This window comes from Undibacterium sp. Di26W (assembly GCF_049340265.1).
Taxonomy (GTDB): Bacteria; Pseudomonadota; Gammaproteobacteria; order Burkholderiales; family Burkholderiaceae_D; genus Undibacterium.
Map to the genome: position 1 here is coordinate 98,708 of NZ_JBMPOR010000007.1, position 21,407 is coordinate 120,114.

A 21,407-nucleotide genomic window follows, 5' to 3' on the forward strand; every position below is an offset into this window, starting at 1 on the left:
AAAAGAGAGGATGAAGTAAGAAATGATCAAATTGCTTTTTTTGCTGTTTTCCGGTGCCAAGTTTGCCAAGTTGCTGACTTCGGGTGGCACCATGATTATTTCCATCTTTTTTTACGCCTGGATATTCGGCTGGTGGTATGCAGTGGGATTTGTCTTGCTCATGTTTGTGCATGAAATGGGACATTTCATTGCGGCACGCCAGCGTGGGCTGGATGTGGGTTTGCCTACCTTTATCCCATTTCTGGGGGCCTGGGTCGAATTGAAAGACCTGCCGCACGATGCCGAAACCGAGGCCTATATTGGCCTTGGCGGCCCCTTGGCCGGCACTGTCGCATCCCTGCTGTGTTATTTTCTGGCGCGTAATTTCGATAGTGATTTATTGATGGCAGTATCGTATTCAGGCTTCTTTTTGAATTTGTTTAATATGATACCGCTGTCGCCATTTGATGGCGGGCGTATTACCGCAGTGTTGACACCACGCATCTGGTTCGTTGGCGTCCCTGTCTTGCTGGCGCTGTTTTTCTACCGCCCCAGTCCCATGCTGATCATTATCGGTTTCATGGCGTGGCCCCAATTATGGCGGGCCTGGAAATATGATCCAGAGGCGGAAGAAAACAAGATTTACTACAACATGTCTGCCCAGGTGCGTTTCACCTATGCAGCTTACTACCTGATCTTGCTGGCCTTTCTCGCCGTCATGACGAATGATGTCCATGAGATGGTGCAGGTAGCGCGCCAGGCGAAGGGTATTTGATTTTTTGTGTAGAGCCGCCGCCGGCATCGGACTGACATTGCTGGCCTGATGTCTGCTCGCCTCCGCATCTTTCATCGGTTTTAGCGACGCTGCCTGCTTGCCTTCCGCAATGACCGGGGTGAATTCACCTTCATCCTGGTTTTTCCCTCCGTACCTCAGTGGTGACAGTTTGTAGCATTGGCATTACTTCAACACCTTCGAACAAGAAAATAATCATTGCAATGATTAATCAGGAAATCATTCCATTTTTGACTCTATTTCATAGCAGGAGCCAGCAGAAATGCGCTTAGCTGATAAGTTGTATTGCCAGCAGTTTTGCTTGACGCGCCTTACTGATAGCGCTACCATTTTAGCGTCAGTACAGAGGGCGTCGGTTGTAAATTTTTCTTGTTGAAAAAACTTGGTCGCTGCATTGCGTGCGTCAGTTATGGCGTGACTTGTGCCCGCTTTATGTCTCATGTCTTATGTTTTATGTCGTTACGCAGCGTCAGTGCAAGAGTTTGCTTTTCCGGTTTGACCGTACGGATTTCTGGAAGCTTGAGCAAATAACTTGCATGAAAGGCCGATCCCGGCTTCATGCTTAGTACGGGCGATTTCCCGGATTTTAATCATTTATGTGGGTGTATTCCATGCAAACTGAACGATCATTACGACCACTTTTCAGTGGCTTATTATTTCTGCTCGCAGGCCTGTCTGTGGGCTTGTGCTCAGATGTTGCAATGGCTGCACAGGCAGTCGCTGCGCCTGCCCGCAGTATCTATGACTTCAATCCCGGCTGGAAATTATTTGTTGGTGATGCTTCCGGTGCGGCGAATCCTGCATTTGATGACGCCAGTTGGAAAATGGTCACTCTGCCACGTGCCTGGAATGAAGACGATGCTTTTAAAAAGGATATCGTGGACCTGTCCACCGGTATTGCCTGGTATCGCAAGCGCTTCAGTTTGCCGGCGGGTGTCGTGTCCGGCAAGGTGTTTCTCGAATTTGAAGGGGTACGCCAGGCAGCAGAAGTTTTTGTGAATGGCAAATCGGTTGCCTTGCATGAAAATGGTGTCATGGCCTTTGGTGTGGATATCAGTGAAGTCGTGACTGCGGGTGAAAACACGATTGCTGTGCGCACCGACAATGCCTGGGAATACCGCGAAAAAGCCACCAACCAGCGCTATCAATGGTCCAGCAATAGTTTCAATGCGAATTATGGTGGCATCCCCAAGAATATCCGTCTGCATCTGAGCGGTCGTCTGTACCAGACCCTGCCACTGTATTCCAATCTGGGTACTACGGGTACTTATGTGTATGCGCAAGATTTTGATGTGGCTGGCAAGGCAGCCACGATTACTGCCGAATCCCAGGTCAGGAATGAAACGGCGGCCGCCAGCAGCGTGGTCTATGAAGTCGATATCACTGATCTGGATGGCAAGAAGGTCGCCACATTTGCCAGCCCGGCACAAACCATCGCCGCTGGCCAGACAGCGATAGTGAAAGCCAATGCACGGGTAGCCAAGCTGAATTTCTGGAGCTGGGGTTATGGTTATCTGTACGATGTCAGCACGACCCTGAAAGTGAATGGCCGTGCGGTGGATACCGTACATACCCGCACCGGGTTTCGCAAGACTGAATTTGCGAATGGCATGATCAAATTGAATGACCGTGTGCTGCAAATGCATGGCTACGCGCAACGCACCTCGAATGAATGGCCGGCTGTCGGCATGTCGGTACCACCCTGGTTAAGCGACTACAGCAACCGGCTGATGGTGGAAAGCAATGGCAACCTGGTGCGCTGGATGCATGTGACACCATGGAAGCAGGATGTGGAATCTGCTGACCGGGTAGGCTTGATACAAGCCATGCCAGCAGGTGATTCTGAAGCCGATGTCGATGGCCGTCGCTGGGAACAAAGGGTATTGCTGATGCGGGATGCCGTCATTTATAACCGTAACAACCCCAGTATCCTGTTCTATGAATCCGGCAACAAGGGCATCAGTGAAGCCCATATGCGCGAGATGAAAGCCATACGTGACCGATATGATCCACATGGCGGACGCGCCGCCGGCAGCCGGGAAATGCTGAATAGCCAGGTATCTGAATACGGTGGTGAAATGCTCTACATTAACAAGAGCGCCAGACTGCCATTCTGGGCGATGGAATATTCGCGTGATGAAGGCTTGCGCAAATACTGGGATAACTATACTGCGCCGTATCACAAGGATGGTGATGGCCCCCTGCATAAGGGGCAGGATGCCAGTATCTATAACCGCAACCAGGATTCCCACGCCATAGAAGATGTACAGCGCTGGTATGACTATTGGCGTGAACGTCCGGGTACCGGCAAACGGGTCAGTAGCGGCGGCGTCAACATCGTTTTCTCTGATACCAATACCCATCACCGCGGTGCAGAAAATTATCGCCGCAGTGGCGAGGTGGATGCCATGCGTATACCCAAAGACGGCTTTTATGCGCATCAGGTCATCTGGGATGGCTGGGTGGATATAGAACAACCGCGCATACATATCATCGGCCACTGGAATTACACGCCGGCGACGAGCAAACCGGTAACGGTGGTGTCCAGTGCAGATGCAGTGGAGCTGTTCTTGAATGGCAAATCCCTGGGCAAGGGTGAACAGAGTGCGCGCTTCCTGTTCAGCTTCAAGGATGTGAACTGGCAGGCCGGTGAATTGCGTGCTGTCGGTTATGCTGCAGACGGTAAGAAGCTTTGTGAAACAGTGCTGAAAACAGCGGGTGAGCCAGCTGCCTTGCGCCTGAATGTCAAGTCTGCACCAGGCGGCTGGCGTGCAGACGGGGCCGATCTGGCACTGGTAGAAGTCGAAGTCGTTGATGCAAACGGCCAGCGCAATCCTACCGCATTGAACCTGGTTGATTTCAAACTGGATGGCCCGGCAGAATGGCGTGGCGGTATTGCCCAGGGTGAGAATAATTACATCTTGTCCCCCAGCCTGCCGGTGGAGGGTGGTGTCAATCGCGTCCTGTTGCGCAGCACGACCAAGGCAGGGAAAATACACCTGACAGCCACCGCTGCCGGCTTGAAATCAGCAAGCCTGGACATCAGCTCAAAACCGGTGAAAGTGGATGCTGGTCTGGGCACGCAACTGGCCAGCGCGCAATTGCCTTCGTATCTGGGACGTGGCCCGACACCCGCTACGGCTTCATTCAAACCCTCTCGCCTGGCGATGGATATTGCAGCGGTAACAGCGGGCAGCAATGTCGATGCTGCAGCCAAGTCTTATGATGACGATGAAATCACCGCCTGGCATAGCAGCAGCGTGCCAGGTGAAGCATGGATAGCGTATGAACTGGCGCGTCCTGCCACCTTGAATGAAGCTGTTTTCAAATTCACAGGCTGGCGTGAGCGCAGTTACCCGATACGCATCAGCGTCGATGGCAAGCTGGTGTATGAAGGATTGACGCCCAAGAGCCTGGGTTATGTCACTCTGCCTTTGAAACCTGTGCAGGGACGTGTCGTCAAAGTGGAATTGACTGGCATGGCCTCAGACAGTGACAAGGCATTCGCCATGCAGGAAGTTGCGAACCAGAATAATACGGATACAGGTGCCAAGGTGGTTGCCAAGGCTGCGCTGTCGATTATCGAGGTTGAATTTTATGAGGCGCTACATTGAAGTAACCGTATTTGATCGCAATAGCGGATAGCAGTAGTGGATAGTTGCAGCTGATCTGATTGCTCAAGCAGAATCAGATCAGGTGCTGTCCCGTTCTATGATGGAAAACCCGATATCGCGTATCGGGTCGCTGATCACTTTTCCTTCGGCGCGCTGAATAATGAAATCTGCAGCGATGGCACCGATGGCGCTGCCATCAATTCTTACCGTTGTCAGTGCCGGGTTCAGGTCGCATGAAAAACTCAGGTCACCCAGCCCGATCACGGCCAGTTTTTCAGGCACGGCAATACCCATCGCCTGTGCTTCGGTCAAGACACCCAGCGCCAGCATGTCTGAGCTGCAAAATATGGCATCAATGTTGGGATGATCCAGCAGCAGGCTGCGCAAGCCACTGCGCCCGCTGCCCAGCGTAGTGGGTGCCGGTACGATACAGGTAGGAACCTCCGGGCTGTCAGCATCCAGCATCCCCAGGCTTAGTGCCGTATCAGAAAATGCTTTGTTGCGGCGTACCGCCCGGTCATCATTGGCGCTGATGGTGGCAACCTTGCGGCGTCCGCGTGCATGGAGAAATTCGGCGACTGCAACGCCGATTTTTTCATGAGAAAAACCAACCAGCATATCGACGGGCGTCGATGTCAGATCCCAGGTTTCGACCACAGGTATGCCGCTGACCTGCAGGCGCCGTTTGGCCAGTGCAGATCGCATGATGCCGGTCAAGACGACGCCATCCGGCCTGCGCCCGATAATTGCTTCCAGCAAGGCATCTTCGCGCGAATTTTCATAGCCGGATTGCCCCAGCATGAGCTGGTATCCAGAGGCGGCCAGGCTGGCTGTCAAAGACTGCACCATCTCCAGAAAAACCGCGCCGGTGATGGTGGGGACCACGGCTGCGACCAGCTTGCTCTTGGTGGAAGCCAGTCCACCGGCCAGCAAATTGGGTACATAACCGGTTTTTTCCACGGCATCTCTCACCCTTTGCAAAACCGCAGGTGAGACCAGGTCGGGCGATTTCAATGCGCGTGATGCGGTGATGGGGGCGACGTCGGCAATCCTGGCGACATCGCTCAGCGTCAGGCCCCCGCTTTTGCGGCGGCTGCGGACAGGGCTGGTGGAGGGTGCTTCAGCGGCAGGCAGGGGAGTAACAGGTTTTTTTTCCATAGCCTGATTTTATCACTGACCTGCTGGCGTGCTTCAAAAAACGGGTTTGTTCACCATCAGGAAATACACGCCTACCATGGCAATGAAGGCAGGGTAGCCCAGCCATTCCCAATATCTGGAATAACGCCAGAACACATCTGGCAGGCTGGTGTTATTTGCATCGGCGATTTCCAGCATGGCTTTCATGCGTATTTGCAGCCAGACCACGGGCAACCAGCAGGCACCAGCAAACAGGTACAGGGCGAAGGACCACATGACCCAGGGCGTGCTAAATGGCCAGCCTGCCATATACACCATGGCAAAGCCAGTCAGTGGCTGGATAATCACGGCTGGCGTGGTAAAGCACCAGTCAGCCAATACCACCAGGCGGGCAACCACCACTTGCGCCTTGAATTGTCTGCTGCGATTGGTAAAGAACATATAAAAGGCTGAACCAAAACCAGTACCAACCAATAAAACAGAAGACAGGATATGCAGGGTTTTGAGTAAGAGATAGGTGTTCATTGTGAGTCTCTTTGATGAGCAAATAAAAAAGCGAGCAAGGCCAGGATGGGCAGGTTTTTCAATACCGGTCCAAATGGATGTAAATAATATTCAGGTGAATAGAGCGCGATGACGCAACTGTAGCCGACGATCAGGGCAATTTGCATTAACCACAAAATGCGTCTTGGCCAGAACAGCGTCGCCAGACCCAGGCATAAATCCAGGCTGGACGCTGCCATCAGCATGAACATGGCAGGCGCACCACTGAGACCCAAAGGCTGCAACAAGGCCAGACTGCCTGCAACTGGATATATGCCGAACGACAGCGCAGCGGTGACAAACCAGACCAGCGCCAGGATATAGCGAAACAGTGGCAAACTCCAGCTGGCAATCGCTGTACTGGCCAGCATATGTGCTGGTATACCGGCAAACCAGTCTTCATGTGATTGGGCCGGCCTGTGCAGATGCGCTGCAAATGGCTGCGCGTCTGCGACATTGTCTTGCTCCAGCATATTCAAACTGTCTGGTGCCAGCGTCTTTTGCGGCAAGAGTGTCGCCAGACGTGCAGTCACGCGCATCACAGACATGGGGATGGAGAACATGGTTTGCGCTGGCATACCCATGGTCTGCCGATAAATTTCCAGCATGCGCCGGTAAGACATGGCTTGCGGGCCAACTGCATTCAATACCTGATTTGAACGGTTTTCATTCGCCAGCCAGATATTGATGGCGCTGCACAAGTCGTCCATATGGACAGGTTGCACTTGCTGTTCACCACGGCCAGGCAAACCCAGTACAGGCAAGCTGGCCAGCATGCGGAAGAATTGACTACTGCCGCCATCCACACCAACCACCAGGGAAGGGCGCAAGACCAGATAAGTCAGGCCGCTATCCATCAACATGCTGTCGGCAGCGCGTTTGCTTCGCATATATCCAGTCATGATTTCAGGATGCTCTGCTTCTTGTCTGCCACCCAGTGCCGAGATTTGCACAACCGATTTCACGCCACATTTGGCTGCTGCCCTGAACAGGGCTATTGGTGCATCACGATGTACGGCATCAAAGCGCAATCCATCAGTTTCATTCAGTATGCCCACGGCATTGATGACAACATCGATTTGCCCAAGTTGGCGCAGTCGTGTTTCCCATATAGCCGGGTCGGTATCGTGCGCATAATCGATGACGATTTCAACGGGGCCAGTACCAGTTTCAGGCTTTGGACGACGCACGCCGTGGCAGACTTCATGTCCTGCCTTTTGCAAGGCCAGGCTGATATGGCGACCGATAAAACCTTGCGCACCGCAAATAAGAATTTTCATGATTTCGATTTATTTAAATGTGCATTGACCGCTTTTACAAGCCCTGGTGCGTTTTTCTGCCCGTTTGGCAGCAATGCGTATGATGGCATCCGCCAGTATCGCAGATACATGATGGCGATTGCTCGCAAAATGTCTATAAACCCAATTGCAGACGGGTTTTAGCAAAGGCAAGTTCATCGCTGCCGTCAGCCAACCCAGGCCTGCCGCCTTGTATGCCAGATGGATGGTTTCCACCCCGGTCACGATACTGCCATCGGGCCTGATACCGTGGATTGCACGCATGATTTCTCTGAGTGTCAGGCCATATTTACTGGCATCAAAACCGGGGGCTGATGCATCGATAAAAATCAATCTGTTCAGATGATCGCGTTCACGCAGGTTCGCCATTTCCAGGTTGCAGAGGGGGCAGGATGCGTCATACAGCAGGGTTAATGGATAATCGTTCATATGGATGTTTTTTTGGGTTTTCAGTAGTTTGATTTTTATTTCTGACATTTCTGTCAAAACAGAAATTAACCTTCAAAAAAAATGCCCAGGCATTTTTTCTTTGTGCTTCGTTTTTACAACTTTTCTACAACTTGCCTACAATTTTTCAACTATCTTGGCAATGCTTACTTCTCATCCCCACGTACAAATTTTTGTACTGCTGCCCCCATCTTCAACAGCTTCATCAGGGTATTCGGTTCCAGTCGCAACATTTCATCTGTCCAGGTGGTGACCGTCTTCATCAGGGCCAGGGTTTCGGCGATGCGTAGTTGCGTTGCCTTGTCTTCCTTATCCAGATCCGGGCTGTCCAGGCATTGTTGCAGGGTCGTGATGGTGGGGTTGAATTCCCTTTCCTTACGTTCACGTACGACGGTGCGAAACAATTCCCAGACATCCAGTGAAGTTTCATAATGCGCCCGGCGGTCACCCATGACATGGGCCAGTTTCACTAACTTCCAGTTTTGCAGCTCTTTCAGCGAATTCGATACATTCGACCTTGCCACCCCCAGCGTGTCAGCAATTTCTTCCGCCTGCATGGGGCAACCCACGATATACAGCAGGGCATGAATCTGGCTGACCGTGCGATTGACACCCCATAAGGTGCCCATTTCGCCCCAGTGCAGGATAAATTTTTGTTTGACGGGTGTAAGTTCCATGAACACAGTGTAGTTAATTCTTTTATTTCAGTCAAGACAGAAATAAAAGAATATTGAAAATGCCTGATCACAGCGCTTTGGTCGTGGAATACCTTTACGGGGGTGGGGGCACTTCAACGGCGGAGGACGTGCTTTCCTGTCTGCGCCGGGGTCTCCATTCAATAACTGATTTGCCACACGCCCGCACAGGCGGGGTGTGGTACAGAGTGTTCAAGTACCAGTTTTCGATTTGCGCGTCAGGAAAACCAGTGCTGCTGCCAGCATGGAAGCAGCTGCCAGTCCATACAGGCCTCCCTGGATGGAGCCGGTTCTTTGTTCCAGGAAGCCGAAGGTGGCAGGTGCCACGAATCCACCCAGATTACCCAGCGAATTGATCAGTGCGATCACGGCAGCGGCAATGCGGCTGTCCAGATACGCTTGTGGTATCGGCCAGAAAAGTGATGATGCCGCCTTGAAGCCTATGCCGGCAAAGCAGATCGCGACAAACGCAAACACCGGGCCACCCACGGTGGATGCCAGCATGCCACAGGCAGCGATAGTCAAGGCAATGGCCACCCACATCTGCTGATGCCTGAAGCGCAGGGCCAGTGCGGCAAACATATACATGGCAGCAATCGAAATCAGCCAGGGTATGGAGTTGAACAGGCCAACCTGGAAATCACTGAAGTGCCCCATCTTTTTGATGATGCTGGGTAGCCAGAAAGTGGCACCGTAGATCGTCAACTGGATCGCAAAATAGATGAAGCAGAACAAGGCAATACGGCTGTCGCGCAACAGGCTGAACGAACTGACATGCCCGGGCTTGTTGGCGTCGCGCTCTTTTTGTTCGGCAGCGATGACGGCGGTAAGTTCGTTCCGCTCTTCATCAGTCAGCCATTTGGCGTCACGCGGATGGGAATCCAGGCAAAACCAGACAACGAAGCAGAGCGCGATGGATGCCAGCCCCTCAATCATAAACATCCATTGCCAGCCATGGAAACCACCGCCTTCAATCTGCAACAGCGCGCCTGACAGCGGGCCAGACAGTACCGATGCCAGCGCCGAACCACTGAGGAAAATTGCCATTGCCTTGCCGCGTTCACGGTTTGGCAGCCATTGCGTGAAATAGTAGACTGCACCCGGAAAGAAGCCCGCTTCGGCCACCCCAAGCAGGAAGCGCATCACATAGAACGAGGCTTCACCCTGCACAAAAGCCATGCCAGTGGCAACTACGCCCCAACTCGCCATGATGCGCGTCAGCCAGGCTTTGGCACCGAAGCGCTGTTGCAGAATATTGGAAGGCACTTCAAACAGGGCATAAGCCAGGAAAAAGATACCGGCACCAAAGCCAAAAGCGGCGGCACCAATGCCCAGGTCTTTTTCCAGATGGCTGCGCACAAAACCAATGTTGACGCGGTCGATGTAATTGGCGATGAACATCACCACGAACAGTGGCAGGATGCGCCATTTGACTTTGCTGACTGCGCTATCCAGTAAACTGGGAGCGGGCGCGGCCATAGGGGCCGTTGTTGTTACGGTATTCATACTTGCTGTCTCCTAGATGATTATTTTTTTTATCTGACCAGGCAAGGCATTTTGTTATTGAATTTCCAGCCCGGTATCAGATATTGCATGGCAACCGCATCGTCACGTGCCCCCAGTCCCATGCCCAGGTAGAGTTGATGTGCCGCCTCTACGGCATCCAGATCAAGCTCTATGCCCAGGCCGGGCTTGTCTGGCACCTGCACCATGCCCCCCTTGATTTGCAAGGGGTTTTTGGTCAGGAACTGGCCGTCCTGCCAGATCCAGTGGGTATCAATCGCCGTGATTTTGCCAGGTGCTGCGGCAGCCACATGGGTGAACATGGCAAGCGAGATATCGAAGTGATTATTCGAATGCGAGCCCCAGGTCAGGTCCCATTCATGACACATCTGCGCCACCCGTACCGAGCCTTGCATAGTCCAGAAATGTGGGTCCGCCAGTGGGATATCAACCGACTGCAGGGCAATCGCGTGGCGCATTTCACGCCAGTCGGTGGCGATCATGTTGGTGGCTGTCAGCAAGCCGGTGGCACGGCGAAATTCTGCCATCACCTCACGCCCTGAATAGCCATTCTCTGCACCGCAAGGGTCTTCTGCATAGGCCAGCACATCATGCTTGTCGCGACACAGACGGATGGCGTCTTTCAGCAGCCAGCCACCGTTCGGGTCGAGTGTGATACGTGCATCAGGAAAGCGCTCGGCCAGTGCCGTCACTGCTTCCATTTCTGCTTCACCGCGGAACACGCCGCCTTTCAATTTGAAATCGTTGAAGCCGTAACGCTGATAGGTGGCCTCGGCCAGACGCACGATGGCTTCTGGCGTCAGGGCTGCCTGGTGGCGCAGGCGTGCCCAGTCGTCTTCGGCATCAACAGGTGTGCTTGCATAGGGCAGGTCGGTCACTTTACTGTCGCCGATATAGAACAGATAGCCCAGCATCTCGACCGCGTTGCGCTGCTGCCCTTCACCCAGCAAGGCCGCTACCGGCACACCGAGAAACTGGCCCATCAGATCAAGCAAGGCTGCCTCCAGCGCCGTGACGGCATGCACCGCAATGCGCAGGTCAAAAGTCTGCAAGCCACGACCGCCAGCATCGCGGTCGGCAAAGGCGGTGCGTGCCTGGTTCAGGATGGCATTGTACTGGCCTACGGGTTTGCCGATCAGCAGGCCGCGCGCATCTTCCAGCGTTTGTCGTATCTTTTCACCGCCCGGCACCTCGCCGACGCCGGTGCGGCCAGCGCTATCGGTCAGGATCACAATATTGCGGGTGAAATAAGGACCGTGTGCACCACTCAGATTGAGCAACATGCTGTCACGACCAGCAACCGGCACGACGCGCATATCAACGATGCGGGGAGTATCACCATAAGCGAGGGGAGAATGTTCAATTGACATCATGGGTTCCTGTTACCTGAAAAAGATCGCCAAATAATTCGGCTGTCACTTTCAATGGTAGCGCTGTCATTTTGAAATATCAATCATTATTTTGTTAAAAATTGAGCACATGAAGATGTGGGAGAGAAGTCGCAGTGTCACGCCAGCCTCTTTGGGTATGCAGTCTTGGCTTGCAGCCCATCAATCACGCATTCAAGGCTGATTTATTCCATTAATACTTGTCAATCAGTTCAGAAAGATGCCGCGTTTTGTGATTAAATCAGATTGTTTTTTACCTATGCAAATACGACATTGCTTACCGGAGTAGCGATTCATGTCAATACAAGAAACCACACCAGGTGTGTTTATCACTGAATCGGGCAGTTTTGCCGGCAACGTGGTGCGGGCTGCCACCGGTATTCCTTTATTTATTGGCTACACACAGACTGCCAGTGCGGATGGAAAGAATGTCGTGGGTCAGGCGATTCCGATTACCTCGCTGGAAGATTATCAGCGCATCTTTGGTGGGGCGGCACAGGTGGACTATGACTATGTCAGTCAGTCCCAGGCTTTTCCGCCTTATGTAGCGAATGCGGCAACGCCAGCCTTCTTGTTGTATCCGGGCTTGCAGATGTTTTTCAGCAATGGCGGCGGTGACTGCTACATCCTTTCCCTGGGCACCTATGCAGAGGTGGTCAGTAATGGCGGTGTCTTTTCAAAAGATGCGTATACCACTGCGCTGGCCGGGCTGCCTGTGCTGCGTGACTTTTTCGGACCGGATACCTTGATCCTGCCGGATGCCGTGAGCCTGACGCTGGATGACTGGGTGAGTGTTTCACAGACCGCCTTGAGAGTATGCAATGAAGCCCAGAATCTGGTGTATATCCTGGATGTACTGAACGGTTATTTACCCTCTGACGGCAGTAGCAAAGACCCGATCACGGGTGGCACCGGCAATGGCGGGTTTTATAAAATTGCAGGCCTGGGTGAAGACTTTAACCAGTATGGTGTCAGTTACTACCCGTGGCTCAACACCAATGTGGTGAGTGTCAGTGCAATTGACTATAGCTGGATATCGGCTGCCAGCGTGCCGCAATTCAGCGCTGACCTGACTGCCGAAGCGCAGGTGCTGTTTGCAGGCCAGCCTGCAGATAAATTGCAGACATACCTGACTACCCTGGTCAATGTCTTGCCACAGGCTGCTGATACGGCTACGGTCAGGCAGCGCCATCAGGGCATGCAGGCGGCGTCACCTTTGTACCGGCAAACCATGCAAAACCTGGCGAGCAGTGTCAACCTGTTGCCACCTTCATCTGCCATGGCGGGTGTGTATACCCGGAATGATAATACCAGTGGTGTATTTTACGCACCGGCGAATACATCCATCATCAATGCGGTGTCGCCTGCTGTCATGCTGGATGATAAACAACAAGAGGCAATCAACCAGCCGCAGAATGGTCTGGCAGTGAATGCGATTCGTGTTTTCCCGAATTACGGCATGCTGGTTTGGGGTGCACGTACCATGGCTGGCAATAGTGATGACTGGCGTTATATCAATACCAGGCGTACTGCCAACATGCTGAACAAATCCATCAAAAGTGCATTGCAATCCTATGCGTTTCAGGCAAATGACGGTCAGACCTGGTCTACAGTGACCGCCAGCCTCAACAGTTTCCTGACTGCGCAATGGAAGGCGGGTTGTCTGGTGGGATCCATACCTGGCGAAGCGTTCAGCGTCAATGTCGGTATGGGCAGCAGCATGACAGCTGACGACATATTGCAAGGCATTATGCGTGTGTCAGTGATGGTGGCCCTGATCATGCCGGCTGAATTTACCGTGTTGAATTATGAGCAGAATATGCAGGCGCCCTGATCATCAGCCCACGGGCTGATGATGGACTATCAGTGATAGCTGATTATGATGCAGGGGGGGCTAATCGTAACCGAAAGGCGCTGCACCCTTGCTCAGGTTACGTGGTGCCGGTGGTGCCTTGGGGACGAAATTAAACTGGAACTTGATATTGCTGGGCCCGTCGCTGGCCACTTGCACGGTTTGCGTCATGGGCTCGCCCAGCATATTCGGTGCCCAGGCCTTGACTTCATATTTGCCCGCCGGCAAATTGTTGATGACAGCACTACCTGACGCATCCGTCTTGGCGAAATACGGTGTATCGACGACATAGATAAAACCTCGCATCCAGTCGTGGAAATGACAAACCAGCGCCACTTCTCCGGCTTTGTCGAAAAGAATCGGGGCGGGTTCTTCTTTTTTGCTATTTACGCGCAACTCGAAGGTTTTTGCCGGTGAAAATGATTTCAGGTGATGCTCGTGAGTATCCTTGTTGGGGAAACGTATCAGGCTACCGTTGCGTACTACTGTCAGGTAAGGGCTGAATGCATAGTTTTCTTGCGCCACGATGCTGGTGTCGCCAGCCTTTTTGGCAGGCATGGGGGTGTCCAGTGGTGTCGCAAACAGGACCGCATTGGCGACCGATTGTGCATTCTTGTCGGTCAGGTGTCCTACCAGCAGGCCAGCATGGGCAGTCAGGGAATAACTGAGCAATCCCAGGGCAGATAACAACAGGCAGAACTTGTTGCGGGAAGGGTGTACGGTCTGTGCTTGCATCAATGTCTCCTGATTTTCTTGTGAAAAAACAAAACAATAGCGAAACCATTATGCTTGAACTTGGCTCTGCGGGGAAGCTTGCGCCGGTTCAATATGCCCACTTACAACAAGGCTATAGTCGGCTAGCAAGGCAATTTGCGCTAGACTTGCGGGATATCTATGGAGAATTGCATGAGTATTACAGTTGAAGATCTGAAAGCCGCATTGGCAAAAGTGATAGACCCGAACACGAATAAAGACCTGATTGCGAGCAAATCTGCAAAAAATATCAAGATTGAAGGCTCCGATGTCAGCCTCGATGTCGAACTGGGCTACCCAGCCAAAAGCCAGTTTGAATTGATACGTGCTGCCGTTGTTGCAGCCGTTACCGCATTGCCTGGCGTGGGCAAGGTCACAGTCAATGTGACTTCAAAAATCGTCGCCCATTCCGTGCAGCGCGGTATCAAGCTGATGCCCAATGTGAAGAATATTATTGCCATTGCCTCTGGCAAGGGGGGGGTAGGTAAATCAACAACCGCTGTCAACCTGGCACTGGCCCTGGCTGCTGAAGGTGCTGCTGTGGGTATTCTGGATGCGGATATTTATGGCCCTTCGCAGCCGATGATGATGGGCATTTCTGGCCGCCCTGAAACGATCGATGGCAAAACCATGGAGCCGCTGGAAAATCATGGCTTGCAGGTATCGTCCATCGGTTTCATGATAGACCCGGACGAACCCATGGTCTGGCGTGGCCCCATCGTCACCCAGGCCCTGCAACAATTGCTGGAACAAACCAATTGGCGTGACCTGGATTATCTGATCGTCGATATGCCGCCAGGCACAGGTGATGTGCAATTAACCCTGTCGCAAAAAGTGCCGGTGACCGGCGCTGTCATTGTCACCACGCCGCAAGACATCGCCTTGCTGGATGCGCGCAAGGGTTTGAAGATGTTTGAAAAAGTTGGCATCCCTATTTTGGGTATCGTCGAAAACATGAGCATCCATATCTGCTCGAATTGTGGTCATGCCGAACATATCTTTGGTGAAGGTGGTGGTCAGAAAATGTGCGCTGACTTTGGCGTCGATTTTCTTGGTGGACTGCCTTTGACCATGGTCATACGTCAGCAGGCCGATTCCGGCAGGCCGACGGTGGTGGCTGATCCTGACGGACAAATTGCTGGCATCTATAAAGACATCGCCCGCAAGCTGGCCATCAAGGTTGCTGAAAAAGCCAAAGACATGACCAGCAAGTTCCCCAGCATCACCATCCAGAATACCTGAGGTAGCAGTGGGTATGGATCAGCAGACTGATTATGCTTACATGCAGCAGGCGCTGGCGCTGGCTGGCCGTGCCACCATAGAAACTTCACCCAACCCCAAGGTGGGTTGTGTGATCGTGCGCGATGGCCAGGTGTTGGGGCAGGGCTGGACCCAGCCCGTCGGGCAGGCGCATGCAGAAGTGCAGGCCTTGCGTGATGCCGCCGCAAACGGCCACGATGTGCGTGGCGCCACCGCCTACGTAACGCTGGAGCCATGCAGCCATTTTGGCCGCACGCCACCTTGTGCAAACGGCTTGCGCGATGCTGGTATCGCACGCGTGGTGGCGGCCATGCAGGATGCCAATCCGCAAGTGGCGGGGCGCGGTTTAAGTGTCTTGCGTGAAGCCGGGGTAGCAGTGGAATGCGACCTGTTTTCTGACATCGCCCTGCAGGCGCGCGAATTGAACATAGGCTTTTTTCAGCGCATGGAAAGCGGGCGACCCTGGGTCAGGGTGAAAGTTGCCGGCAGCCTGGATGGCATCACCGCCCTGGCGAATGGCCAAAGCCAATGGATCACCGGGCCAGCAGCAAGGCAGGACGGCCATCACTGGCGGGCGCGGGCAGATGCAATCCTGACTGGCATAGGCACCGTACTGGCGGATGATCCCCTACTGAATGTGCGTGGCATGGAGATGCCACGCCAGCCACAGAAAATCATCGTCGATTCGCACTTACGCATCTCGCCGCAAGCCAGGGTATTGCAAGGTGGTGCGCTGGTGGTATGCGCTGTGGTCCATGCAGAAAAGCAGGCCCAACTGGAACAGGTGGGGGTAGAGGTAATCTGCCTGCCAGATTCGAACCAGCAAGTCGATTTGCCTGCCCTGATGCAAGAACTGGGAAGCAGGCAAATCAATGAACTGCATGTTGAGGCGGGCGCAAAATTGAATGGTGCCTTGATGCAGCAAAGCTGTGTCAATGAATTATTGCTGTATCTGGCCCCCAAGCTTTTGGGTCATGGAGCAGGCTTGTTTGCCTTGCCGGAATTGACGCATGTTGACCAGGCAAAAATGCTGCGATTTCATGCAGTAAGCCAGGTAGGGGATGATCTGCGGGTGCTGGCCAGGTTCAAGTAAATCTGAATAAGCAAACCTGAATAAGCAAAACTGAAACCTGAATAAGCAAACGGAAAAGAAAAAAGGATCGTTGAATAATCAACGATCCTTTTTAACTGGTCGGAGTACAAGGATTCGAACCTTGGACCCCCTGCTCCCAAAGCAGGTGCGCTACCGGGCTGCGCTACACTCCGAAAAACTGGTCTGTCATTTTTTATTTCAGGCGATTCACTTAATACAGCCAAAATCTGAATCTACTGAAATAAAAGGGATCGTCTGTGACGATCCCTAGAATCTGGTCGGAGTACAAGGATTCGAACCTTGGACCCCCTGCTCCCAAAGCAGGTGCGCTACCGGGCTGCGCTACACTCCGAAGACCGCAATATTACCGCTTTGGAGACTTGCTGTCAACTCGTTTGCCAGTGCGGCCCTCTATGGTAGGCATTCATAATGATTTTTTACTTTCAAAATAGCGTTGCTCGCCAGTAAGCGGGTCATCAAAACAGATGGACTTGGCCAGTAATTGCAAAGGCGCAGAAAAATCATCAGCCTTGCAGGGCAGGGCGACGGGATAGAAGACATCGTTCAGTATGGGCGCGCCCAGGCTGCTCATATGCAGGCGCAATTGATGTTTTCTACCGGTCACAGGTTGCAATTGGTAAAGGCTATGTTCGCCGCGCCTTTCCCTGATGGCGATCAGGGTTTCAGAATTGGGCATGCCTTCTGCTTCATGCATGACGAAAAACTTTTCGGCTTCTTCCATCCGGCTGCAATGACGCATCGGGAACGACAATTCAGGTAAATGGGCAGCAATGGCATGGTAAGTCTTGGCCATGCTTTTGCTTTGGAACAAAGATTGATACTGGCCACGTGTTGCCGGGTTATGTGAAAACAGCATCACGCCTGCGGTTTCCCGGTCCAGCCTGTGTATGGGGCTCAGATCCTTCAGTCCGGTGCTTTTCTTCAACCTGACCAGCAGGGTTTCCTGCAAAAAACGCCCGGATGGAATCACAGGCAAGAAATGCGGCTTGTCCACCACCAGCAAATGCGCATCCTGAAACAGGATGTCTTCATAAAAAGGGATGTGGGTTTCATGTTCCAGCTCGCGGTAATAAAAAATACACATGCCGCGTTTGACGCTACTGTCTGCATGCAAGACAGTGCCGTGCTGATCGACGATTTCGTGTTTTGCCAGACGCGCTTCCCAGGTGCTGGCAGCAATATCAGGAAAGTAATCTTGTAAAAAACGGAAGACATTGTCCCAATGGCCTTCAGGTATCCAGATATAGCTGGGGGCGATGCCATCGCGTACGGGAAGTGGGGCTTGCATGGGGGATGAGGTACTCTTAAGCTGACAACTGACTGATTTTCAGCGTCATACTACCACGCAGCAAGCCTGTCATTGCCACCGCGAGACTCGTCACGCCAGGGTAAATGTTGAAAGCTATCCGTCCACGATGTTAAAACGGTAAAATGCTGGTTTTAACCATTAAAGCGTCTTGCTTGCCTGTCTTCAATTGGCGGTGGGATGCATGCTTGTGATCTCATGACTGTACGCACCCGTTTTGCTCCCAGCCCTACCGGCTATCTTCATGTTGGCGGTGCCCGCACTGCCTTGTTCAGTTGGGCTTTTGCCCGTCACTTTGGCGGCACTTTTGTGCTGCGTATTGAAGATACCGATCTTGAACGTTCCACCCCGGAAGCCGTGCAGGCGATTCTGGATGGCATGAACTGGCTGGGCCTGCAGCATGATGAAGGCCCGTTCTACCAGATGAAGCGCATGGATCGCTATGGCGAAGTGCTGGCCGACATGCTGGTGAAGGGTACTGCTTATCACTGCTATTCCTCGCCAGAAGAAGTAGAAGCCATGCGTGAACGTCAGCGTGCCGCCGGCGACAAGCCGCGCTATGACGGTACCTGGCGTCCAGAAGCTGGCAAAACCCTGCCAGCGATACCAACTGACCGCAAACCCGTTATCCGCTTTAAAAACCCGCTGGATGGTGAAGTCAGTTGGACGGATGTCGTCAAAGGACAAATCACCATCGCCAATCGTGAACTGGATGATCTGGTCATTGCCCGTCCAGATGGCACGCCTACGTATAACTTCTGCGTCGCTGTGGATGACTGGGATATGCAAATCACCCACGTTATCCGTGGTGACGACCATGTCAATAACACACCGCGCCAGATCAATATCTTGCATGCGCTAGGTGCGACCCTGCCACATTACGGCCATGTACCGATGATTTTGGGGACCGATGGGCAAAAGCTGTCGAAGCGCCGTGATGCGGTCAGCGTCATGGATTATCTTGATAAAGGTTATCTGCCAGAAGCCATGCTGAACTACCTGGCCCGTCTGGGCTGGAGCCATGGCGACGATGAAATCTTTTCCATGGAACAGATGTGCAGCTGGTTTGATTTACATCATTTGTCCGGTTCTGCCGCCCAGTTCAACCCTGAAAAACTTGCCTGGGTAAATAACCATTACATCAAGGCTGCCGACAATCAGCGCCTGGCCAATTTGATCAAGCCACAAATGCTGAAAGACGGGGCGCAATTTGATGGCGCACCGGCACTGGACGCTGTCATCGCGCTATTGAAAGAGCGTGCCAATACCACACTGGAGCTGGGCCAGGCTGCCATGCTGTTTTATCGCCAGCCAGCCGCTGATCCGGCGCTGCTGACCCAGCATGTGACGGACGCGGTATTGCCAGCCTTGCGTCAGTATGCCGAACTGTGCAAAACCGTGGAATGGAATAAGGCCGCCCTGTCAGCCGCCATGAAGCAAACCCTGGCTGACTTTTCGCTGAAGATGCCACAACTGGCCATGCCGTTGCGTCTGTTGCTGACGGGCCAATTGCAAACCCCATCCATCGATGCCGTGATAGAGCTGTTTGGCCGTGAAGTTGTTTTGCAGCGTTTAAGCCTTATTGCAGTTTAGTAAGGGGTAGGGCTTTACATCTTATGCAGCTTCCCCTATAATCTCGTTTCTGTTCTGCAGCGTCGGGGGTATAGCTCAGCTGGGAGAGCGCTTGCATGGCATGCAAGAGGTCAGCGGTTCGATCCCGCTTACCTCCACCAAAAGATGCTCAGCAGCAGAACATAACTTGTTGTCCCCATCGTCTAGAGGCCTAGGACATCACCCTTTCACGGTGAGTACAGGGGTTCGAATCCCCTTGGGGACGCCAATCAACTTCACTGAGTTCATTGTGGACAACAGGTTAAGGTCAGTACGGACAGAATATGTCCCCATCGTCTAGAGGCCTAGGACATCACCCTTTCACGGTGAGTACAGGGGTTCGAATCCCCTTGGGGACGCCAGTAAGCTCTTTTGAAGAGAATAAAAAGCCTTGAGAAATCAAGGCTTTTTTGTTTTTGCGGTGTGCTTTTCTCTTCAGCTTATTTCGATAATATATGTCGACAATAAGCATTCAGCACGGTGTGCCAGCGAGGAGGAGGGTAGAAATGAATAAAATTAAAAACCCCCAGGTCGCAAAAGTATTCAACAACTACCCACCGCACATACGGCAAAAGCTGATGTGCCTGCGTCAATTGGTTTTGGATGCCGCATCGGAATGTAAAGTGGCTGACACGCTGGAAGAAACCCTGAAATGGGGTGAGCCGAGTTATCTCGCGAAGACTGGCAGCACTGTCAGAATGGATTGGAAGAGTTCGGCACCGGACCAATACGCCATGTATTTTCATTGCCAGACGAGGCTGGTTGATACATTCAAAGAGCTTTACAGCGATAAGCTAAAGTTCGAAGGTAATAGAGCCATTATTTTTCATCAGGACGATGAAATTCCGGTTGATGAAGTGAAACACTGTATTCTTTTGTCTCTGACTTATCACGACAGAAAACATCTCCCCATGCTGGGTGTATGAGCAAAACATAGATAGATATTTTGCCTGGATTGATTTCTGTCGTGTCGTCTGTTGTGGGTTTAATGCAAACCTATTTTTTCACATAAATTCTGTCAAACTCACCGCCATCATCAAAGTGTTTTTTCTGCGCCTGTTTCCAGCCACCGAATACCTCATCCACGGTAAACAGGCTCACCGGCTTGAAAGAAGCAGCATATTTTTTCGCTGCGATTTCAGAGCGTGGGCGCAGGTAATGTTTTGCGATCAGGTCCTGGCCCGCTTCGGTGTACAGGAATTGCAGATAGCCAGTGGCGATTTTGCGGGTGCCCAGTTTGTCAGCCACCTTGTCGACTACAGCGACCGGCGATTCTGCCAGGATGGAAATCTTGGGGTACACCACTTCAAAGTTATCACCAAATTCCTGCCGTGCCAGTTGCACTTCATTTTCAAACGTCACCAATACATCACCGATTTCACGCTGGGTAAAAGTAGTGGTGGCACCACGCCCACCGCCATCAAGCACCGGCACATTCTTGAATACATTTTCCACCAGTTGTCGGGCTTGTGCTTCGGTGCCGCCATTTTTAATTACGGATCCCCATGCTGCCAGATAGCTGTAGCGGCCATTGCCGGATGTCTTGGGGTTGGGGATGATGACTTTCAGGCCGGGTTTGCCAAGATCATCCCAGTTGGCGATGTGCTTGGGGTTGCCCTTGCGTGTCAGGAACACCATGGTGGAGTAAAAAGGCGCAGCATTATTTGGGAATAGTTTGGCCCAGTCTTGCGAAAGCAAGCCCTTGTCTGCCAGGATATCAATATCATTTGCCTGATTCATGGTAACGACTGAAGCTTCCAGTCCGTCGATGACAGAGCGTGCCTGTTTGCTGGAACCGCCGTGTGACTGATTGACGCTGACGGTTTCGCCGGTTTTCTTTTTCCAGTCGGCGACAAAGACCGGATTGACATCCTTGAACAATTCCCTGGTGACGTCATACGAGGCGTTCAGGATGCTATTGGCTGCCTGTGCCGAGGTATAGGCGGCAAACAGGCCGATGCCGGCAATCAGCAGCACAACGCTGATGCTTTTGCGGCGCAGGCGCTGGCGTTTTTCGATGAGTTGCTGGATACGTTTAATTCTTGTCATGGATTACTCCGGTATTTTTTCAGAAATTTGCCTGTAATTGGGTG

At 52.5% G+C, this 21,407-nt stretch carries 17 protein-coding genes and 5 tRNA genes; 10 read left to right on the plus strand and 12 right to left on the minus strand.

Features of this window, described 5'->3' with window-relative positions; translation table 11 throughout:
* The first annotated feature begins 22 nt into the window (after nt 1-22).
* Both ACO0LM_RS10900 and ACO0LM_RS10905 read left to right on the plus strand, forming a co-directional pair.
* A complete protein-coding gene (locus ACO0LM_RS10900) occupies nt 23-754 on the plus strand; it encodes a site-2 protease family protein (RefSeq protein ID WP_423036976.1) in 732 nt (243 codons plus the stop codon).
* A gap of 719 nt (nt 755-1,473) precedes the next feature.
* A complete protein-coding gene (locus ACO0LM_RS10905; RefSeq protein WP_423036978.1) occupies nt 1,474-4,386 on the plus strand; it encodes a DUF4982 domain-containing protein in 2,913 nt (970 codons plus the stop codon).
* A 78-nt stretch (nt 4,387-4,464) separates the two neighbouring features.
* On the opposite strand, the gene ACO0LM_RS10910 is transcribed toward ACO0LM_RS10905, so the two are convergent.
* The 7 genes from ACO0LM_RS10910 to gudD all read right to left on the minus strand — a co-directional run bounded on the left by ACO0LM_RS10910 (nt 4,465) and on the right by gudD (nt 11,400).
* Nucleotides 4,465-5,544, minus strand: coding sequence for a LacI family DNA-binding transcriptional regulator (locus tag ACO0LM_RS10910; RefSeq protein ID WP_423036980.1), 1,080 nt, complete (start codon nt 5,542-5,544; stop codon nt 4,465-4,467).
* 33 nt (nt 5,545-5,577) lie between these two features.
* Entirely contained in the window at nt 5,578-6,048 is a 471-nt protein-coding gene (locus ACO0LM_RS10915) for a DUF2269 family protein (RefSeq protein WP_423036982.1), read from the minus strand.
* Nucleotides 6,045-7,346: an SDR family oxidoreductase gene (locus ACO0LM_RS10920; protein ID WP_423036984.1), complete on the minus strand. Its 1,302-nt coding sequence runs from the start codon at nt 7,344-7,346 to the stop codon at nt 6,045-6,047. The genes ACO0LM_RS10915 and ACO0LM_RS10920 overlap by 4 nt, the downstream gene beginning before the upstream one ends.
* A gap of 9 nt (nt 7,347-7,355) precedes the next feature.
* Nucleotides 7,356-7,841, minus strand: coding sequence for a thiol-disulfide oxidoreductase DCC family protein (locus ACO0LM_RS10925; RefSeq protein WP_423036986.1), 486 nt, complete (start codon nt 7,839-7,841; stop codon nt 7,356-7,358).
* A 116-nt stretch (nt 7,842-7,957) separates the two neighbouring features.
* Nucleotides 7,958-8,488, minus strand: coding sequence for a GbsR/MarR family transcriptional regulator (locus ACO0LM_RS10930; RefSeq protein WP_422986098.1), 531 nt, complete (start codon nt 8,486-8,488; stop codon nt 7,958-7,960).
* A gap of 210 nt (nt 8,489-8,698) precedes the next feature.
* Nucleotides 8,699-10,012 carry an MFS transporter gene (locus tag ACO0LM_RS10935; RefSeq protein WP_423036988.1) on the minus strand — a complete coding sequence of 438 codons (1,314 nt, stop codon included), beginning with the start codon at nt 10,010-10,012 and terminating at the stop codon, nt 8,699-8,701.
* 29 nt (nt 10,013-10,041) lie between these two features.
* Nucleotides 10,042-11,400, minus strand: coding sequence for a glucarate dehydratase (gudD, locus tag ACO0LM_RS10940; protein ID WP_423037191.1), 1,359 nt, complete (start codon nt 11,398-11,400; stop codon nt 10,042-10,044).
* Nucleotides 11,401-11,713: 313 nt separating this feature from the next.
* Here gudD and ACO0LM_RS10945 point away from each other — a divergent pair, with 313 nt between their 5' ends.
* Complete coding sequence (locus ACO0LM_RS10945; RefSeq protein ID WP_423036990.1) at nt 11,714-13,252, plus strand: phage tail sheath C-terminal domain-containing protein; 1,539 nt, start codon at nt 11,714-11,716, stop codon at nt 13,250-13,252.
* 60 nt (nt 13,253-13,312) lie between these two features.
* Here ACO0LM_RS10945 and ACO0LM_RS10950 read toward each other — a convergent pair whose 3' ends face one another.
* Nucleotides 13,313-14,005 carry a methylamine utilization protein gene (locus ACO0LM_RS10950; RefSeq protein WP_423036992.1) on the minus strand — a complete coding sequence of 231 codons (693 nt, stop codon included), beginning with the start codon at nt 14,003-14,005 and terminating at the stop codon, nt 13,313-13,315.
* A gap of 171 nt (nt 14,006-14,176) precedes the next feature.
* Here ACO0LM_RS10950 and apbC point away from each other — a divergent pair, with 171 nt between their 5' ends.
* Together apbC and ribD are read left to right on the plus strand one after the other, a co-directional pair.
* Nucleotides 14,177-15,265, plus strand: coding sequence for an iron-sulfur cluster carrier protein ApbC (gene apbC, locus ACO0LM_RS10955; protein WP_423036994.1), 1,089 nt, complete (start codon nt 14,177-14,179; stop codon nt 15,263-15,265).
* A gap of 13 nt (nt 15,266-15,278) precedes the next feature.
* Nucleotides 15,279-16,376, plus strand: a complete 1,098-nt coding sequence (gene ribD / locus ACO0LM_RS10960; protein ID WP_423036996.1) for a bifunctional diaminohydroxyphosphoribosylaminopyrimidine deaminase/5-amino-6-(5-phosphoribosylamino)uracil reductase RibD — start codon at nt 15,279-15,281, stop codon at nt 16,374-16,376.
* Between the two features lie 96 nt (nt 16,377-16,472).
* On the opposite strand, the gene ACO0LM_RS10965 is transcribed toward ribD, so the two are convergent.
* From ACO0LM_RS10965 to ACO0LM_RS10975, 3 genes are all read right to left on the minus strand, one after another.
* Nucleotides 16,473-16,549: transfer RNA gene (locus tag ACO0LM_RS10965), tRNA-Pro, on the minus strand.
* Nucleotides 16,550-16,651: 102 nt separating this feature from the next.
* Nucleotides 16,652-16,728, minus strand: a tRNA-Pro gene (locus ACO0LM_RS10970).
* A 72-nt stretch (nt 16,729-16,800) separates the two neighbouring features.
* On the minus strand, nt 16,801-17,685 hold the full coding sequence (locus ACO0LM_RS10975) for a pseudouridine synthase (protein WP_423036998.1): 885 nt from the start codon (nt 17,683-17,685) through the stop codon (nt 16,801-16,803).
* A gap of 216 nt (nt 17,686-17,901) precedes the next feature.
* On the opposite strand from ACO0LM_RS10975, the gene gltX reads away from it, so the two are divergent.
* The 5 genes from gltX (at nt 17,902) to ACO0LM_RS11000 (ending at nt 20,240) form a co-directional block, all read left to right on the plus strand.
* Nucleotides 17,902-19,296, plus strand: a complete 1,395-nt coding sequence (gltX, locus tag ACO0LM_RS10980; RefSeq protein ID WP_423037000.1) for a glutamate--tRNA ligase — start codon at nt 17,902-17,904, stop codon at nt 19,294-19,296.
* A gap of 64 nt (nt 19,297-19,360) precedes the next feature.
* Nucleotides 19,361-19,436: transfer RNA gene (locus tag ACO0LM_RS10985), tRNA-Ala, on the plus strand.
* Nucleotides 19,437-19,467: 31 nt separating this feature from the next.
* A tRNA-Glu gene (locus ACO0LM_RS10990) sits at nt 19,468-19,543 on the plus strand.
* 57 nt (nt 19,544-19,600) lie between these two features.
* A tRNA-Glu gene (locus tag ACO0LM_RS10995) sits at nt 19,601-19,676 on the plus strand.
* A 144-nt stretch (nt 19,677-19,820) separates the two neighbouring features.
* Nucleotides 19,821-20,240, plus strand: a complete 420-nt coding sequence (locus ACO0LM_RS11000) for a DUF1801 domain-containing protein (protein ID WP_423037002.1) — start codon at nt 19,821-19,823, stop codon at nt 20,238-20,240.
* A gap of 70 nt (nt 20,241-20,310) precedes the next feature.
* Here the strand turns inward: ACO0LM_RS11000 and ACO0LM_RS11005 are convergent, their stop codons facing one another.
* Complete coding sequence (locus ACO0LM_RS11005; protein WP_423037004.1) at nt 20,311-21,363, minus strand: sulfate ABC transporter substrate-binding protein; 1,053 nt, start codon at nt 21,361-21,363, stop codon at nt 20,311-20,313.
* Between the last annotated feature and the right edge of the window lie 44 nt (nt 21,364-21,407).

What these genes read in the sequence shown, in the direction of transcription:
- ACO0LM_RS10920 (WP_423036984.1), bottom strand. Translation starts at nt 7,346, where the DNA reads ATGAAAATTCTTATTTGCGGTGCGCAAGGTTTTATCGGTCGCCATATC.
- gudD (WP_423037191.1), bottom strand. Translation starts at nt 11,400, where the DNA reads ATGTCAATTGAACATTCTCCCCTCGCTTATGGTGATACTCCCCGCATC.
- ACO0LM_RS10905 (WP_423036978.1), top strand. Translation starts at nt 1,474, where the DNA reads ATGGCTGCACAGGCAGTCGCTGCGCCTGCCCGCAGTATCTATGACTTC.
- ACO0LM_RS10935 (WP_423036988.1), bottom strand. Translation starts at nt 10,012, where the DNA reads ATGAATACCGTAACAACAACGGCCCCTATGGCCGCGCCCGCTCCCAGT.
- apbC (WP_423036994.1), top strand. Translation starts at nt 14,177, where the DNA reads ATGAGTATTACAGTTGAAGATCTGAAAGCCGCATTGGCAAAAGTGATA.
- ACO0LM_RS10930 (WP_422986098.1), bottom strand. Translation starts at nt 8,488, where the DNA reads ATGGAACTTACACCCGTCAAACAAAAATTTATCCTGCACTGGGGCGAA.
- ACO0LM_RS11000 (WP_423037002.1), top strand. Translation starts at nt 19,821, where the DNA reads ATGAATAAAATTAAAAACCCCCAGGTCGCAAAAGTATTCAACAACTAC.
- ribD (WP_423036996.1), top strand. Translation starts at nt 15,279, where the DNA reads ATGGATCAGCAGACTGATTATGCTTACATGCAGCAGGCGCTGGCGCTG.
- ACO0LM_RS11005 (WP_423037004.1), bottom strand. Translation starts at nt 21,363, where the DNA reads ATGACAAGAATTAAACGTATCCAGCAACTCATCGAAAAACGCCAGCGC.
- ACO0LM_RS10975 (WP_423036998.1), bottom strand. Translation starts at nt 17,685, where the DNA reads ATGCAAGCCCCACTTCCCGTACGCGATGGCATCGCCCCCAGCTATATC.
- ACO0LM_RS10950 (WP_423036992.1), bottom strand. Translation starts at nt 14,005, where the DNA reads ATGCAAGCACAGACCGTACACCCTTCCCGCAACAAGTTCTGCCTGTTG.
- ACO0LM_RS10945 (WP_423036990.1), top strand. Translation starts at nt 11,714, where the DNA reads ATGTCAATACAAGAAACCACACCAGGTGTGTTTATCACTGAATCGGGC.
- ACO0LM_RS10910 (WP_423036980.1), bottom strand. Translation starts at nt 5,544, where the DNA reads ATGGAAAAAAAACCTGTTACTCCCCTGCCTGCCGCTGAAGCACCCTCC.
- gltX (WP_423037000.1), top strand. Translation starts at nt 17,902, where the DNA reads ATGACTGTACGCACCCGTTTTGCTCCCAGCCCTACCGGCTATCTTCAT.
- ACO0LM_RS10925 (WP_423036986.1), bottom strand. Translation starts at nt 7,841, where the DNA reads ATGTCAGAAATAAAAATCAAACTACTGAAAACCCAAAAAAACATCCAT.
- ACO0LM_RS10915 (WP_423036982.1), bottom strand. Translation starts at nt 6,048, where the DNA reads ATGAACACCTATCTCTTACTCAAAACCCTGCATATCCTGTCTTCTGTT.
- ACO0LM_RS10900 (WP_423036976.1), top strand. Translation starts at nt 23, where the DNA reads ATGATCAAATTGCTTTTTTTGCTGTTTTCCGGTGCCAAGTTTGCCAAG.